Genomic DNA, 16,227 nt, shown 5'->3' on the forward strand with positions numbered 1-16,227 from the left:
CGCCGGGTTCGCCGGCACGCCGCTGACCCCGCGAAGTTATCGACCGACTCCCACCCTGTCCGTCGATTCGCGGAGCCCACGGGCTCGAGCCGGGAAACGTGCCTGAGTGGAGTAACCGGGTCAGCTGTCCTCGGGGGCTGGGTGGCGGGCGAAGGGGTGGCCGAGGGCGTCGGGTTCGGGGGTGGACAGCGCGGCCCTGAGGAAGCGGCGCATGACCGGGGAGTGCTCGTCGGGGCGCCAGCAGACGGCGGACTCCGTTGTGGTGGTGTGCTGGCGGAGGGGGCGGGCGACCAGTCCGGGCCAGACCTGGGGGACGTGGTCGGTGGTGAGCAGGGCGACTCCCGCGCCGGATTCGACCAGGGCCAAGGCGTGCGGCACGGAGTCCGCGCGGTGCCGGGGTGCGACCGAGGACGGGGCGAAGTCGGTGTCGGACAAGGCCACGCGGTCGTCTGTGAGCTGAGTGAGGTCGACGCGTTCGGCGCTCGCGGCGGGGTGCGACTCGGGCAAGACGACCACCAGCGGCGCCCGGCTGATCACCGCGACCTCCAACCCGTTGGCCCGACGGGACGAGGTCCGGTGCAGCAGGCCCGCGTGCGCCTCCCGGTGGTGCACCCGGTCGAGCACCTCGGCGTCCGACACCTCGACCAGCGCCAAGTCCACATCGGACCCCAGCGACCGCAGCAGCCGGGCGAGAAGGCGCGGGGCGATGGAGTGCCCGACCGCCAGTGCCAGCTTCCCGTGCGTGCCCAGGCCGACAGCGCGAACGGTCTCGGTGGTCGCGGACAGGTCGGCCAACAACCGGCGCGCGTGCTCGGCCAGCAGCCGCCCCGCGGCGGTGACCGTCACCCCGCGCCCGTGGCGCACCAGCAACTCGACGCCCAGTTCCCGTTCCAGGGTCCGCAGCCGGACGGTCAGCGGCGGCTGGGTCATGTGCAGCCGTTCGGCGGCGCGGCTGATGGTGCCCTCCTCGGCCACCGCGAGGAAGCACTCCAGGTCCCGCACGTCCATACGCGCAGGCTATAGGAGAGGTGCGCAACACGTATTGGACGTATGGCCCCCTGCTTCGCACACTCATCGGACGTACGCCGGGCCAGCCCGGGCGAGTGCGACGGTCCCCACCGGAGAGCGAGGCGTTGTGAGCACCCTGACCACCGATGTGCTGGTGATCGGCAGCGGACCGGCCGGGGCGTCGGCCGCGCTGTTCCTGGCCACCCACGGCGTCGACCACATCGTCATCACCAAGTACCGCTGGACCGCGAACACCCCCCGCGCGCACATCACCAACCAGCGCACCGTGGAGATCCTGCGGGACCTGGGGATCGAGGACGACGTGCTCGCCCAGGGCACCCCGCAGGACCTGATGGGCGACACCGTCTTCTGCACCAGCCTCACCGGCGACGAGATCGGCCGGGTGCGCACCTGGGGCACGCACCCCGCGCGCCGCGCCGACTACACGCTGGCCAGCCCGTCGAGCAACTGCGACCTCCCGCAGACCCTGCTCGAGCCGATCCTGATCGGCCACGCCGCCGAGCGCGGCAGCCGGGTCCGGTTCGACACCGAGTACCTGGGCCTGGAGCAGGACGACGACGGCGTCACGGTCACCGTGCGGGACCGCCTCTCGGGGCACACCTACCCGATCCGGGCCAAGTACGTCATCGGCGCCGACGGCGGCCGCAGCCAGGTCGCCAAGGACGTCGGGCTCCCGTTCGAGGGCCAGATGGACCTCGCGGGCAGCATGAACATCGTCTTCCACGCCGACCTGTCGCGGCTGGTCGAGCACCGGCCCAGCGTCCTGTACTGGGTGCTGCAGCCCGGTTCCGACATCGGCGGCATCGGCATGGGCCTGGTGCGGATGGTGCGGCCGTGGGACGAGTGGCTGATCGTGTGGGGCTACGACATCTCCGGCCCGCCGCCCGCGGTGGACGACGCGATGGCCACCAAGATCGTGCACGACCTCGTCGGCGACGACACGATCCCGGTCACCATCCGGTCCACCTCGCTGTGGGGCAACAACAAGATGTACGCCACCCGCTACCGCGCCGGTCGGGTCTTCTGCGCGGGCGACGCCGTGCACCGGCACCCGCCGTCAAACGGGCTCGGCTCCAACACCTCGATCCAGGACTCGTACAACCTGGCCTGGAAGCTGGCCATGGTGCTCAAGGGCCAGGCCGGACCGGGGCTGCTCGACAGCTACGACGCCGAGCGCGCGCCGATCGGCAAGCAGATCGTGCTGCGCGCCAACAAGTCCATCGAGGAGTTCGGCCCGATCTTCGAGGCGCTCGGCTTCACCGAGTCCGACGACGCCGCCGAGAAGGTCGCCAACATGCGGGCCAGGGCGGAGAACACGCCGAAGGCCGCCGAACAGCGGATCGCGTTGCGCAAGGCGTTGGAGCTCAAGGATTACGAGTTCAACGCGCACGGCGTCGAACTCGGCCAGCGCTACGACTCCGGCGCTGTCGTCACCGACGGCACCCCCGAGCCCGAGTACACCCGCGACCCCGAGCTGTTCTACCACCCGACAACCTGGCCGGGCGCTCGGCTGCCGCACTGCTGGCTCGGCGCGGGCGACGCCAAGGTCAGCACCCACGACCTCGCGGGCAAGGGCCGGTTCGCGCTGCTGACCGGGATCTCCGGCGAGGACTGGGTCGCCGCCGCCGAGACCGCGGCCGCGAAGCTGGGCGTCGAGATCGCCACCTACGTCATCGGCGCTGGCCGCGACCACATCGACCTCTACGACGACTGGTCGCGGTTGCGCGAGGTCGACGAGTCGGGTTGTGTGCTGGTCCGACCGGACGCGCACGTGGGCTGGCGGGCTTGGTCGCTGCCCGCCGACCCCGCCGGTGACCTGACCTCGGCCCTCGCCCAGCTGCTCGACCGCACCGGGAACTGATCCGCCAGGAGGCACCTCGTGTCCGATTTCCGCTACTCCACCGGGCCGACGCGGGTCGTGTTCGGATCGCACACGCTGGCCGACGTGCGACCCGAGGTGGAGCGGCTCGGGCGCACGCGGGTCCTCGTGCTGGCCGACCCCGGTCTCGGCACGGTCGGCGACCGGGTGCGGGAGGCGCTCGGCGCGCTGGCGGTGGGCCGGTTCGACGGCGCCGTCATGCACACGCCGGTCGCGGTGACCGAGCAGGCACTGGCGCTGTTGCGCGAGGTTGGCGCTGACTGCGTCGTCGCGGTGGGCGGTGGCTCCACGACCGGACTGGCCAAGGCGCTGGCGGTCCGGACCGGCGTCGACCAGGTGATCCTGCCGACGACGTACGCCGGTTCCGAGGTCACGCCGGTGCTGGGGGAGACCGACGGCGGCACCAAGACGACCCGCTCGTCACCGGACATCCTCCCCGAGACGGTCATCTACGACGTCGAGCTGTCCAGGGGGCTGCCGCTGGGCATCACCGTGACCAGCGCGGTCAACGCCATGGCGCACGCCGTCGAGGCGCTCTACGCCCCGGACACCAACCCGGTGACCGACCGGCTCGCGCTGGAGGCGATCGAGCGGATCGCCCGCGCGCTGCGCCGGGTCAAGGCCGACCCGGCGGACGCCGACATCCGCGCCGACCTGCTGACCGGGGCGTGGCTGGCCGGGACCTGCCTCGGGTCCGTGGGCATGGGCCTGCACCACAAGCTCTGCCACACCCTCGGCGGCACCTACGGCCTCCCGCACTCGCCGACGCACGCCGTCGTCCTGCCGCACGCGCTCGCCTACAACGCGCCCTACGCCAAGGAAGCCGTGCGGCGCATCGGTGAGGCCCTCGGCAACCCGGACGCGCCCGCCGCGATCCACGACCTGCTCGTCGAGACCGGAGCGCCGACATCGTTGCGTGAACTCGGTCTGGCTGAAGGGGATCTGGCCCAGGCGGCCGAACTCGCCACCGCGAAGCCGTACCCGAACCCGGCGCCGCTGACCCAGGAAGGCCTGGCTGGGCTCCTGCGGGCGGCATGGGCGGGGGAGCGGCCGAGCCTCGGCGGTCCGCCCCGGCTCGACTGGCTCACCGACCAGGTTGTGTCCACGATCGCTGGACCACCGCGGCTGCGGCACCTGCTGGGCGACTTGGTCCGGCGGCTGCACGGGTTCGCCATCGACAACGACCTGACGCAGGCCGAGTGGCAAGCGGGTGTCGAGTTCCTGACCCGCACCGGGCAGCTGTGCGACGACAAGCGGCAGGAGTTCGTGCTGCTGTCGGACTCGCTCGGGGTGTCCAGTGTGGTCGACGCGCTGACCAACTCGCGCACGCCTGAGACGACGCCGTCCGCGGTGCTTGGACCGTTCTATGTGGAGGGTCCGCCGGAGCTTGAGCACGGTACGGACGTCGCTGATGGGTTGCCCGGTGTCCCGCTGTACGTCGAGGTCACCATCACCTCGACCGACGGGAGTCCGCTACCCGGGGCCGTTGTCGACATCTGGCAGTCCAATGAGGACGGCTTCTACGACGTGCAGCTCCCGGACCTCGAAGGGCCGGTGCTGCGCGGCCGGTTCCGCGCGGACGACGGCGGCCGGGTGCGGTTCTGGTCCATCCTGCCCTCGGAGTACCCGATCCCGGCCGACGGCACGGTGGGCGACATGCTCGCCGCCACCGGCCGCCACCCGTACCGCGCCCCGCACCTGCACTTCATGCTCGCCGCCGAGGGCCACCAGCGGCTGATCACCCAGCTGTTCGTGGCGGGCGGCAAGTACCTGGACTCCGACGCGGTCTTCGGCGTCAAGCAGGACCTCGTGGTCGACTTCCCGGCGGGGACGGGCACACCCCCGCCGGGGCGGCGGGTCACCGGCGAGTGGCGCGACCTGCGCTTCACCTTCCGGATCGCCCCGGCCTGATGAGGGGTCAGGCCAGGGCGGGGTCGTACTCCTCGGGGTGCACGGTGTTGCTGAGCAGCCTGCCGTGCGCGCCGAAGGTGAAGTGGGTCGGCCGCTCGCCGGTCTCGTCGAGTCCGAACAGGACGCCGTGGGACCGCAACCGGTGGGTGTCGCGGTGGTCGGCCACCGTCACCGAGGCGCACGGGATGACCTTCTCCCGCCAGGTGAACACGTAGATGCCGGGCCGCAGCTGGTACACCGAGTTCTGGTCGGTGTCGGCGAGGCCCTTCTCGGGGCCCGACAGGCACTGCCACGTGTACCAGTGCTCGCTGAGGTACACGTGCTCGTAGGCGTGCTGCTCGCTGTAGACCCACATGGTGCGCCTGCCGATGAGCGCGCGGGTCGGCGCGGGCGCCTCACCGGTGACGTCGGCGCCCTGGATGGTGGCCGGGGTGAACACCTGGGTGACCCGGGGGACGCCGCCGCCGTTGATGGTCGTGGTGACCACCAGCGCGCGCCCGGCCCGCAGGTCCAGGAACAGCGAGACCGCCTCGGTGGGGCGGCCCTGCGGGTGGAACTGGGTGTAGTAGAGGTCCTCGTCGACCAGGAAGGTCTCGCACTGGTCGACCCCGTGGTCCCACTCGACCCGGGACCCGGTGAAGCTCGCCACCAGCACCGGCCCGTCGGCGCCCTCCAGGACCACCGACCGCCCGTGCAGGTCGCCCACCGTCGGCGCCTTGTTCTCGTCGAACCCGGGCGCCAGCCCGTCGAGCGGCAGCCAGGTCGAGGTGTCGGACAACGTCTCGGTCATCGGTGTTCCTTTCCCGCGGGTTACGGCAGTCTTGGCCCTGCGCGAGCCGGGCGGAACCGCCCCCGACCGGCCCGTGCGGCACCGGACAAGGACGGTGCGCCGCAGACCAACCGCCCCCGCCCCGACGACCGCAGGATGTGGCCATGGACCTCGGCCTTGACGGCAGAAAAGCACTGGTCACCGGCGGTGCCTCCGGCATCGGCCAGGCCTGCGCGCGCGCACTGGAGGCCGAGGGCGCCACGGTCGCCGTGCTCGACCGCGCCCCGGGCGCCCGCTTCCGCGCCGACGTGACCGACTCGGACTCCCTCGCCGCCGCCGTCGCCTCGGCCGTCGACTGGCTCGGCGGCCTGGACATCGTCGTCGGCTGCGCGGGCATCTCCGGCCCGGTCGGCAACCTGCTGGTGGACACCTCGGCGGCCGACATCGCGGGCGTGCTGGCGGTGAACGTCCTGGGCCAACTCCTGCTCGCCAAGCACGTCTACCCGCACATGGGCTACGACGGCTCCATCGTCCTCATCGGCAGCGACTCCGCCTTCGTCTCCGTCCCCGGCATGGTCCCCTACAGCGCGTCGAAGGGGGCGGTGGTTTCCATGACGCGGGCGTTGGCGGTGGAATTCTCGCCGGTGCGGGTGAATTGCGTGTGTCCATCTATTGTGGACACGCCGATGGCTCGGGGGGATCTTGGAGATAGGGCCATCGATGAGGCCGAGTTCCCGGTGCAGGCGGCGGGAGATGTGGCCAACCAGGTGCTGTACCTGGCCTCGGAGCGGTCTCGAACGGTGAATGGGCAGGCGATCCTGACTGATTTCGGCTACTCCGCGCGGTCGGGATTCCCCGCCTGAACCCACTATTGGGGGACCTAAGGCCCCATTAGGTATCCTAGCGTACATGCTACGCTAGTCCTCTTGCCGCGCGCGAGAGGAGTCACAATGTCGGCACGGGTGTGGACGCCGGATCCGACCGCGATCTTCCACCGGCGACTCGGGATCGCACCCACCGCTCCCGGCAGCGGCCGGGACCCGGACACCACGGGAACCGGCGGTGAGAGTGGATGCCCTGATATCTGGGAACTCGACAACGGTGATGTGGCGGTGATCGGTCGTGACCTCACCGCGCATTACTCGGACCAACTCCCCGCAGGCGTTTCCGTCGGTCCGGGCGAAAGTCTCGTCATCATTCCCAAGGGAATGGCGCGCGCGGCGAAGAAAGACATCCCTGATGCGTGACTCGTCGGTCATCTCCCGTCTAGCGACCGCCGAAGGTACCCGGTTGCTCGGCGACGCCTACCTCGATGACTTCAATGAACGCTTCTGGCGCATAGGGCGATCGGGGTTCTGGAAGCTGGAGCGGCTCCAGGACTTCCGAGAACCCACCGACGACAGCTGGGTGGCGTTCGACCAGGGCCGGTGGCAGGACGCGGTAGCGGCTCTGCGCGAGCGCAGGGGAGCGCTGACCGAGCACTACCGCAAGATCTCCGAACACGGATTCGAGACGTGGCGGGTCAGGGTTGTCGAGTGGCCGCTCACCGACTACCTGCGTTGGGAGTCGGAGTTGCTGGCCCTGCGCGACGAACTGGGTGGGCACACCAGGTTCCTGGACGCGAGCAGGGTCGAGCACCTGGAGTCAGCGGGCGTGCTGCCTGAATTGATCACCCTCGGCGACGAGGCTCTGTACCACCTGCTCTATGACGAAACCGGGCTGCAGCAGGGTGGCGTCCGGTACGACGACGAGGGCCTCGTGGTCGCCGTGCGCGAGTTCATCCAGGGCCTGTACAGCGTGGGTGCGACTGCTGAGGGGTTCATGGAGCGCGCGGCCGCTGAACAGCGGTCAACCCTCCCCCATGGGTGAACGCGATCGGCGTGAGGACCCGGTGACCAGCAGCTCCTCCGAGGTGTCCGGCTCCGCGCACGATGTCGTGCAGGCCAATGCGGTCCACGGCGACATCCACTTCCACGGTGGGCACACCCGGCACCCCGTGCCCAGCCAGTTGCCGGGCGATGTCAGCGGGTTCGTCAACCGGGGGCACGAACGCCGGGTGCTCGACGCCGTGCTCGATGGTGGAGCGGCCGCAGGCGGGCTGTACGTGATCACTGGGACCGCTGGTGTCGGGAAGACCTCGTTGGCCCTGCATTGGGCGCACAGTGTGCGGCGGCATTTCCCGGACGGCCAGCTCTATGTCAACCTCCGTGGTTACGACCCCGGCGTGCCAGTCAGCGCGGCACAAGCTCTCGACAGGTTCCTTCGCGCGTTGGGATTGCCGCGAGAGCGGATTCCGAACGCGACGGACGACCGGTCAGCGCTGTTCCGGTCATTGCTGGCGGATCGACGGGTGTTGCTGGTACTCGACAACGCCGCCACGGTGAGCCAGGTGCGGCCGCTGCTCCCGGCAACGGAGCGCTGCCTCGTGCTCATCACCAGCCGCAGCAGACTCTCCGGACTGGTGGCCAGGGACGGTGCTCATCGTCTCTTGTTGGACATGCTCTCCGAGCGCGATGCGGTAGACCTGTTGCGTGCCGTGACCTCCGGCTACCGCAGCCCGGACAAGGACGAAGACCTCGTCGAGCTGGCGCGGTTGTGCGCCCGACTTCCCCTCGCACTGCGCATCGCGGCCGAGCGGGCCTCGAGCAGGCCGTTGATGCCCTTGCGCGAACTGATCGAGGACCTCAGGGACGAGTCGGCGCTGTGGGACGCGTTGACCGTGGCGGACGACGATGAGTCCGACGCGGTGCGGACCGTGTTCGCTTGGTCCTACCGCGCGCTTCCCGAGCAGCCCGCCCGGCTGTTCCGCCTGCTGGGACTGCACCCAGGCCCGGAGTTCGGGACCGGCGTGGCCGCCGCCCTCGCTGGGACGAGCGCGGCCAAGGTCCGGCGCCTGCTCGACTCCCTCGTCGGTGCTCACGTGCTCGAGCAGCACGCACAGGGACGCTTCCAGTTCCACGACCTGCTCCGGGTGTACGCGGCGCAGCAGGCGGTGCAGCAGGAAACCGAGCAGGACCGTGCGGCGGCTCTCGGCAGGGCGTTGGACCACTACCTGCACACGCTGGCAGGTGCCATCGCGCTCATCGCCCCGTTGGATCGACCTGTTCCGCTGGACTCCGCCCCACCGGACGCCGTTCCCGAGCAGTTCGGTGATCGGGACAGTGCTTTCGCCTGGTACGAGCGGGAGCAGACCAACCTCGTCTCCGCCGTGCGGTCCGCCGCAGCCGGGGGGAGGCACGATGTCGCCTGGCGGACAGCCGCGTTGTTGCGGAGCGTGTACGTCTCCCAGAACCCGTTCGACGAGTGGTTCGAGACCGCTCGAATCGGGCTTTCCTCCGCTCAGGCGCTCGGTGACCAGCGGGGAGTGGCTGAATTGTTGGACAGCCTGGGTAAGGCTTGCTTGCAGTCTCAGCGACTCGACGAGGCGGCCGCCACGCACACCGAGGCGCTGCGCGTGCGACGTGAGATCGGGGACCGCTACGGCGAAGGCGTCGCCACCAACGCGCTCGGGTTGATCGCATGGCGCCGTCGTGCGCTCGTCGAGGCGCGACGGCGGTTCGCCGAGAGCCTGGTCGTGTTCGACGAGCTCGCCGACACCCGTTGGCAAGCGCTCGTCCGCACGAACATCGGCATGGCCGACTACGACCGGCTCGACCTCGACGCGGCGGCGGAGGCGCTGCGCGAGGCCGTGCGGCTCTGCGAGCAGCGGGGCGATCGGGCGTACACCGGGAACGCGCTGTTCTACCTCGCGATGCCCCTGCGGGAACTGGGTGAGCTCGATGCCGCGCGGGCGGCGATCGATCGCGCGCTGGTGATCGCCGAGGAAGACGCGCTGGTGGCGTGGGGTGCGTTCTGGCTGCTGGAACTCGCCAGGATCAGACGCGCTCAGGGCGATCCGGGAGAGGCCTTGGCCGCGTGCCAACGGTCAGCGGTGGCGCAGCGGCAGATCGGGGACCGCAACCGTGAGGCGGCCGCCTTGGACGGTGCGGGTGAGGCCTACCGAGACCTGGGGCGGTTCGAGGACGCGGCGAAGTTCCACCGTCGAGCCATCGCGATCTACCGGGACACCGGGGATCGTTGGCTGCTTGCCAACGCACTGGCCAACTTGATCGAGGCGATGCGTGGTGCGGACGCACCGGACGCCACCGCGGCGCTTGTCGAGGAGGCATCCGTCGCCTTGCGGGATTTCGACGACCCGAGGGTCGCCAGGCTCCGGCTCCGCCTGGTCGGGGACAGCTAGTGGTCGACGACGCCCAGCGAGATGTGGCCGACCTGATACACGCTCACGTCCAGCGGATAGCGCGGATCGACCCAGCTGTGGCTGTCTCCCCGACGCCGCTATCGAGAGCTCCACGCAGTCCGTCCACATCGCCACGGTCGGCACCGATGTCGTGGGCTTCATCGGCCGGTTCTGACGACGTGGATCCGGCGCGTACCTCTGCCTGGTCCTGGGCCTGGCTGGTGACGCCCCCAGGACGTCACCAGCCAGGTGGGGGGCTGGGCCGCTATTCGCCCAGGTAGGCGGAGTGGAGGGTGTTGGGGGCGGCTAGGAGGGCTTCGGCGGTGCCTTGGTAGGTGACGCGGCCGGAGGAGACGACTATGGCGTCTTGGGAGACGCCCAGGGCGAGGTGGGTGAATTGCTCCACCAGGAGGATGGCGGCGCCCTCGGAGGCGAAGCGGGTGACCATGGGGAGCAGGCGGGTGAAGACGACGGGGGCCAGGCCGAGGGACATCTCGTCGATGAGGAGAAACTTGGGGCGGGCGGCGAAGGCCCGGGCCAGGACGACCATCTGCTGCTCGCCGCCGCTGAGCAGCGCGGTGGGGGAGTTGCGGCGCTTGTCGAGTTCGGGGAACAGGGCCAGGACCTCGTCCACCCGGGGCCACGTGCGGGCGGTCAGCTTCAGGTTCTCCAGGACCGTCAAGCCGGGGAACACCGCGCGGCCCTGTTCGATGTGGGCCAGGCCGAGCTTCGCGCGGGCGACCCGGGAGTGCTTGGTCACCTCGACGTCTCCGATGTGGACGGAGCCGCGGGCGGCGGGCAGGACGCCGGAGATGGCTTCCAGCAAGGACGTCTTGCCGGCGCCGTTGGGGCCGACCAGCGCGGTGATGCGGCCCGGTTCCAGGGTGAAGCCGACCTCGCGGATGACCGGGCCCGCGCCGCGGGTGACGGTGATGTCTCGCACCTGCAACGCGTTCACAGCAGCTCCGTTTCGCCCATGTAGGCCTTGAGGACGTCGGGGTTGGCCAGCACCTCGGCCTGCGGGCCGCTGGCCAGCACCTGCCCGAAGTCCAGCACGGTGATCGTGTCGCACACCGAGCGGACCAGGTCCAGGTCGTGCTCGATGAGCAGCACCGACACGCCGAAGCGGGCCGGGACCTGGCGCAGCCGCAGCCCGAGGGCGACGTGCTCCTCGTGCGGCAGACCGGCGGCCGGCTCGTCGAGCAGCAGGACCTTCGGCCTGGCCAGCAGGTGGCCGACGACCTCCACCAACCGGCGGGCACCGACGTCGACGCGGCGCAGCGGGGTCTTGGCCGGGGGGCAGCCGAAGAACTCCAGCGCCTCGTCGATCTCCGACGACGACAACCGCCGCCGGGCAACGAAACGGACGTAGGCACCCACGGTCAGCCCAGCGGGCACACGGTCCTGTTGGAACGTTCGGCGCAAGCCGGCCCGAGCGCGGCGCGTGGGCGACAGCCCATTGAGCGGTCGGCCGTCCAACTCCACCGACCCGGTCGCCTGTGGCAGGAACCCGCTGATGATGTCGACCAAAGTGGACTTACCAGCACCGTTGGGCCCGATCACGCCGAGCACCCCGTTCGACGGCACCGACAGGTTCACCCCCGCCAACGCCTTCACCTCGCCGAAGCTCACGCTCAGGTCCCGCACCACCAGCACGGGCTCACCCGGCGGCGGCATGTCCACCTCGGCGGGCGGCGCGCTCAACTCCACGCCTGCCGCGCCCTTGGACCGCCGTCGCCACAGCTCGCGGACCGCGGTGCCCAGGTTGCCACCGGTGGTCAGCGCGTGCGTGCCCAGCAGGCCGAACACCACGAAACCCCAGTCCTGCGGCACACCCCAGCGCTTGAGCAGCTCGGGGACCGCGACCCACAGGACCGCGCCGAACACCGCCATGTCGATCAGGTGCGCGCCGGACATGATCGCCAGCACGTAGAGCGCCAGCGACTGCATCGCGGTGAAGCTCGCCGGGAACGCCAACCCGACCTGCCCGGTCAGCAGTCCACCCGCGACACCGCCGAGCGCCGCGCTCACCGCGAACGCGCTCAGCTTGGACGTCCGCACGCTCGCGCCCGCCGCCGCCGTGCCGCGCTCGGAGAACGCCACCGCCTGCCAGCCGCTGCCCCACCGGGTCTTGCGCAGGAAGTGCACCAGCAGGCAGCACGCAGTCAGCACGATCGTGCCGAGCCAGAAGTAGTTCCGGTCGTCGGAGAAGGCCTCCGGGCGGTCGACCGACACACCGTCCACAGTGCCCGGGAACTGGATCTGCACCAGCGTCAGGTCAGCCGCCGCGGCGAGTCCGAGCGTCACCACGGCCAGGTTGATGCCGCGCAACCGCAACGCGGGCAGGCCGACCAGCACGCCGACCAACCCAGCCGCGACACCACCGCACACCAGCCACACCAGGAAGCCGCCGGGGGCGCCGATCCGGTTGAGCCCGGACACCACCCACGCGCCGACGGCGGCGAAAGTCAACTGGCACAACGAGACCATGCCCGCGCTGCCGGTGACCACCCCCAGCCCCAGCAGCGCGATGCCCGCCACTATCGCGCTCATGCCCAGGTACACGAAGTACCCGTCGAGCCCGACGCTGAACAGGTAGCCCACGACGATCGCCGCACCGGCGACCACCAACGGGACCCCCAGCCGGGTCAGCGGCCCGGTTTCAGCGCGCGACATCCCACACCTCCTTGCGCTGCGACCACAGCAAGAGCCCGACGATGACGAGGAACGGCAGGAAGTAGCGGACCACCGAGAGGCTGTCGACCTGCGCGACGGCGCCCTGGGCCATGCCGAGCACGAGCCCGCCGACCACCGCGAGGTCGAGCCTGCGGAACCCGCCGAGCAGCGCGGCCGCCGCGGCGGGCACCACCAGCATCGACAGCGACGTGGCGTCGTTGGACTGCGACGGCGCGACGATGGAGATGACCAGGGTGCTGAGCAACCCGGTCACCGCCCACACCGCGACCGCGAGCGGCTTGGCCGGGATGCCCATCAGCTCCGCGGTCGTCGGCCGCTCGGACAGCGCCCGCAGCTCCAGGCCGAACGAGGTCTTGCTCAGCAGCGCCCGGCACCCCACCGCGATGACCACCGAGAGCAGCACGGTCACCACCGTCACCTGGCTGACCACCACGCCGTTGACCGAGAACGCCGGGCCGTCGAGGATCGGGTGGAACGGCTGCGGCTTGTTGCCGAACAGGATGAACGACAACGAGATCAGCAGCAGCAGCACCGCCACGGTGACCGCGGAGCGGGTGCCGATGTCGGCCTCGGCCAGCCAGGTGGAGATGATCCAGCCCAGCAGCGCGCTGAGCGCGCCGCCGATCAGGATCCCGACCACCGTGCCCGCCCAGGTCGGGAGTCCGACCTGGATGGACAGGTGCACCGCGACGTAGCAGCCGAACATCCCGGTCGCGGACTGGGCGAAGTTGACCACCCGCACCAGTCGGGACATGAGCGTCAGGCACACCGCGAGCACGGCGTAGAGCCCACCCGCGGCGAGACCCGCCAGCGCCCCTTGCAGCATCGAGAACTCCCTTGCCGGTGGAACCCGCCGTGGCGATCCGGACTGGTACCGCCTCAGACCAACGTGGACAGTGCTAACTCTGGGCTAGTTCTTCGGGATGCGCAGCCAGTCGTCGGCCGCCAGCTCCCACTTGCCGGTGCCGCTGGTCAGCTTGATCGGCCAGCCCGCGGTGTTGTCGTGGTGGGTCTTGCCCTTGCCGAACACGTACGGGGTGCCCACCATCGGGTCGCTGATCGGCTGCATCTCCTGCAGCGCCTTGGTGACCGACTCCCGGGTGATGTCGCCCTGGATGCCCTTGACCACCTGCAGGAAGTACTTCGCCGCGAGGTAGCCGCCCTGGCTGAACGAGGTCAGCGGGATGTTGTTCTTCGTCATCAGCTCGCGCCACTCCTTGTTCTGCGAGCTGGCGGCGTCGGTGAACGGGTAGAACTCGGCCGGGACGTAGACACCCGCGCCCGCGTTGGTGACGGCCTTGGCGTAGTTCTCGCTGTAGACGCTGGTCAGCAGCAGCCAGGTGACGTCGTTCCAGCCCTGCGCCGCGGCGGCCTTGAGCTGGCCGATGGAGTCCGGCTCGACCGGGTTGACGGTGATCGCCTTGCAGCCCGCCGAACGCGCCTTGACGATGTAGGAGGTGTAGTCGGAGCCGCCGTAGGGCACGGTGGCGTCCATGTAGGTCAGCTTCTTGCCGGTGATCTTCGACCACTCGTCGATCGCCGCCTGGTAGGAGGGCAGCGTGTTGCCCGCGATCTCGAGCAGCGCGCAGATGTTGTCGAGCTTGAGCACCTCGGAGCCGTAGAGCAGGGTCAGCGTCATGTCGTGGTAGGGACCGACGTTGGCCGGGGAGATGTTGGGGCTGTTGAAGCAGGCCGGGTCCACGCCGATGCCGGAGATGGACAGGATCTTCTGCTGCTCGTAGTACTTGTTGTTGATCTCGCACTCGATCAGGCTCGACGAGCCGACCAGCGCGACGGCGTTGTCCGCGCCGACGACCTCGCGGGCGGCGGCCGCGGCGGCTGCCGGGTCGCCCTTGTCGTCGAGCGCCTTGTACTGGATCTGGCGCCCGTTCACCCCGCCGGAGGCGTTGGCGGCGTCGAAGACCGCCTTGGCGGCCGCGGAGGCCTCGGGGAAGGTCGCCGCACCGCTGAGCGCGTTGACCGAGCCGACGACGATCGGGCCGCTGCCCCCGCCGCTTCCGCTGTCCCCGCTGGCACACCCGGCGGCGACGAGCGCGACCGCGGCGGCGACGGCCACACTGCGCATGATCTTTCTCATAGCGGTCCCTGTCTGTGTTCTCGGCTGCGTTCGCTTGCGCTCGCAGGGGGCACGGGATCTCGGGTCTGGAGGTGGAACGGACCTTACGAGTGGCCCGGCCCACGTTCCTTGACTTTGCGGGCACGCGTGTTGTCGTGCGCGGCACGGGGTGCGACCCAGGTCACGAACCGCTCTCCTCGCGGAGACTTTCCCCAGCTCACACCCCGTGCCGCGCGCGGGCAGCACAACGACAGGAAGCCGCCTTCCGGGCACGAGTGTGCTCGGAAGGCGGCTTCCCGCCGTGCCGAGTCACCTCATCGAGTGATGAGGTGACCGGAATCCGCTGATCGGCGCGGCTGCCGATCAGGGGGCGCCTCAATCGATGGCCGCCGCCACGGGGACCGAGTCGACGATCTGCTCGAAGCTGGCCACGGTGTCGCCGTCGAACTTCCAGACGTGCGCCACGCGCGCGGTGAAGGACCGGCCGGATGCCTTGTTGGTGGCCTGGTAGTGCCCGAGGCCGATGACGGTCTGCCCGCCGTCGACCAGCTCGGCCAGGGTGAAGGTGTAGCCGTCCCAGTCCTTGCCGATGGCGAAGAACACGTTCTCCCGCACCTCGTCCGGCCCGGTGTAGGTGCCCGCGTACGGGAACCCGGCCGCCTCGGTCCAGGTGGTGTTCGCGGTGATCGGGGCGAGCATGCCGTCGAGGTCACCGCGGTCGCTTGCCGCGTAGTGCGCGGCGACGACATCCACAGTAGACAATGGAGTCTCCTTGGGGTTGAACGGGTTCGGACTAGACCGGTTGGATATCGGGGTAGACCACGGCGCCGAGCGGGTAGATGTGGCCGCCGCCGGTGGAGTGCTCGGAGCGGCCCTCGCCGTTGAGCCCGAGGAAGACACCGGTGGTGCGCAGCGCGATGCTCAGGTCGTGCAGCCACACGCTGGCCACGGCGATGCGGAACTCGCGGAAGCAGAACAGGTACAGGCCGTCGGCGAACTTCCAGACCGTGGACAGGTCGGTGTCGCCGTGCCCGCGCTGGATGCCCTCCAGGCACTGCCACGTGTAGCGCTGCGAGGACACGTAGACGTGCTCGTAGAGGTGGTTCGGGCTGTACCGGTAGAGGTTGCGCTTGCCGATGAGGTCGCGCGACGGGCCGGGGGCCTCGCCGGTCGGCTCGCCGCCGTTGGTGGTGCCGGTCCAGAAGGTCTGCTGGACCCGCGGCTGCCCCTCCACGTCCTCGGCGCCGATCACCGACAGCACGCCGAGCGCGCGGTGGCTGCTGGTGGAGAACACCAGGGTCAGCGACTCGCCCTCGACGCTGGTCAGCGGCAGGTTGACGAAGTAGACGTCGTCGCGCACCGCCACCGCGTCGTAGGGGTCGCGCACCCCGTTGCAGGTCACGTGCTCGGCGTCCTCGAACCTGAGGTCGAGCACCGGGCCGTCCTCCAGGGCGATGACGATCTCGCGCCCGGTCAGGTCGGCGTTGGGCAGGCGGTAGGTGGCGATACCGTCGGCGAACTCGTCGTAGGTGCGCCACTCGTCATCGGGAGTCGACATGGGCCCATCGTGCGAGCGGTCGCGGGGATCGGCCAGCGCGCGCGCCCCGGTCGAGCGCTGGCGGGCA

Annotated in this window: 14 protein-coding genes; 6 read left to right on the plus strand and 8 right to left on the minus strand. The window is 70.2% G+C overall.

Translation table 11 applies throughout. The annotated features are described in order from the left end of the window. Window positions 1-120 precede the first annotated feature (120 nt). On the minus strand, window positions 121-1,008 hold the full coding sequence (locus LV79_RS12655) for a LysR family transcriptional regulator (RefSeq protein WP_253835291.1): 888 nt from the start codon (window positions 1,006-1,008) through the stop codon (window positions 121-123). Between the two features lie 127 nt (window positions 1,009-1,135). Here LV79_RS12655 and LV79_RS12660 point away from each other — a divergent pair, with 127 nt between their 5' ends. Both LV79_RS12660 and LV79_RS12665 read left to right on the plus strand, forming a co-directional pair. Next, complete coding sequence (locus tag LV79_RS12660) at window positions 1,136-2,890, plus strand: FAD-dependent oxidoreductase (protein WP_253835295.1); 1,755 nt, start codon at window positions 1,136-1,138, stop codon at window positions 2,888-2,890. An 18-nt stretch (window positions 2,891-2,908) separates the two neighbouring features. Then, entirely contained in the window at window positions 2,909-4,819 is a 1,911-nt protein-coding gene (locus LV79_RS12665) for a maleylacetate reductase and hydroxyquinol 1,2-dioxygenase domain-containing protein (RefSeq protein ID WP_253835296.1), read from the plus strand. A gap of 7 nt (window positions 4,820-4,826) precedes the next feature. On the opposite strand, the gene LV79_RS12670 is transcribed toward LV79_RS12665, so the two are convergent. Continuing rightward, entirely contained in the window at window positions 4,827-5,609 is a 783-nt protein-coding gene (locus LV79_RS12670; protein WP_253835298.1) for a molybdenum cofactor biosynthesis F family protein, read from the minus strand. A 143-nt stretch (window positions 5,610-5,752) separates the two neighbouring features. Between LV79_RS12670 and LV79_RS12675 the strand changes: the two genes are divergently transcribed. The 4 genes from LV79_RS12675 to LV79_RS12690 all read left to right on the plus strand — a co-directional run bounded on the left by LV79_RS12675 (window position 5,753) and on the right by LV79_RS12690 (window position 9,828). Next, on the plus strand, window positions 5,753-6,451 hold the full coding sequence (locus LV79_RS12675) for an SDR family NAD(P)-dependent oxidoreductase (protein ID WP_253835306.1): 699 nt from the start codon (window positions 5,753-5,755) through the stop codon (window positions 6,449-6,451). An 87-nt stretch (window positions 6,452-6,538) separates the two neighbouring features. Then, window positions 6,539-6,835 carry a hypothetical protein gene (locus LV79_RS12680; RefSeq protein WP_253835308.1) on the plus strand — a complete coding sequence of 99 codons (297 nt, stop codon included), beginning with the start codon at window positions 6,539-6,541 and terminating at the stop codon, window positions 6,833-6,835. After that, window positions 6,828-7,457, plus strand: a complete 630-nt coding sequence (locus LV79_RS12685; RefSeq protein ID WP_253835311.1) for a DUF6879 family protein — start codon at window positions 6,828-6,830, stop codon at window positions 7,455-7,457. The genes LV79_RS12680 and LV79_RS12685 overlap by 8 nt, the downstream gene beginning before the upstream one ends. Beyond that, entirely contained in the window at window positions 7,450-9,828 is a 2,379-nt protein-coding gene (locus LV79_RS12690) for an ATP-binding protein (RefSeq protein WP_253835313.1), read from the plus strand. The genes LV79_RS12685 and LV79_RS12690 overlap by 8 nt, the downstream gene beginning before the upstream one ends. Window positions 9,829-10,093: 265 nt before the next feature. Here the strand turns inward: LV79_RS12690 and LV79_RS12695 are convergent, their stop codons facing one another. The 6 genes from LV79_RS12695 to LV79_RS12720 form a co-directional block, all read right to left on the minus strand. Further along, window positions 10,094-10,786: an ABC transporter ATP-binding protein gene (locus LV79_RS12695; RefSeq protein ID WP_253835315.1), complete on the minus strand. Its 693-nt coding sequence runs from the start codon at window positions 10,784-10,786 to the stop codon at window positions 10,094-10,096. Beyond that, on the minus strand, window positions 10,783-12,504 hold the full coding sequence (locus LV79_RS12700) for a branched-chain amino acid ABC transporter ATP-binding protein/permease (RefSeq protein WP_253835318.1): 1,722 nt from the start codon (window positions 12,502-12,504) through the stop codon (window positions 10,783-10,785). The genes LV79_RS12695 and LV79_RS12700 overlap by 4 nt, the downstream gene beginning before the upstream one ends. Beyond that, complete coding sequence (locus LV79_RS12705; RefSeq protein ID WP_253835320.1) at window positions 12,491-13,351, minus strand: branched-chain amino acid ABC transporter permease; 861 nt, start codon at window positions 13,349-13,351, stop codon at window positions 12,491-12,493. Before LV79_RS12705 ends, LV79_RS12700 begins: the two co-directional genes overlap by 14 nt. 84 nt (window positions 13,352-13,435) lie before the next feature. Next, window positions 13,436-14,611, minus strand: a complete 1,176-nt coding sequence (locus tag LV79_RS12710) for an ABC transporter substrate-binding protein (protein WP_253835322.1) — start codon at window positions 14,609-14,611, stop codon at window positions 13,436-13,438. Window positions 14,612-14,977: 366 nt separating this feature from the next. Further along, window positions 14,978-15,355 (minus strand): nuclear transport factor 2 family protein, encoded by a 378-nt coding sequence (locus LV79_RS12715; protein ID WP_372495340.1) that lies wholly within the window; start codon window positions 15,353-15,355, stop codon window positions 14,978-14,980. Between the two features lie 40 nt (window positions 15,356-15,395). Then, a complete protein-coding gene (locus LV79_RS12720) occupies window positions 15,396-16,160 on the minus strand; it encodes a MoaF C-terminal domain-containing protein (protein ID WP_253835327.1) in 765 nt (254 codons plus the stop codon). Window positions 16,161-16,227: the final 67 nt, after the last annotated feature.

This window comes from Actinokineospora globicatena (assembly GCF_024171945.1).
GTDB classification, from domain to species: Bacteria; Actinomycetota; Actinomycetes; order Mycobacteriales; family Pseudonocardiaceae; genus Actinokineospora; species Actinokineospora globicatena.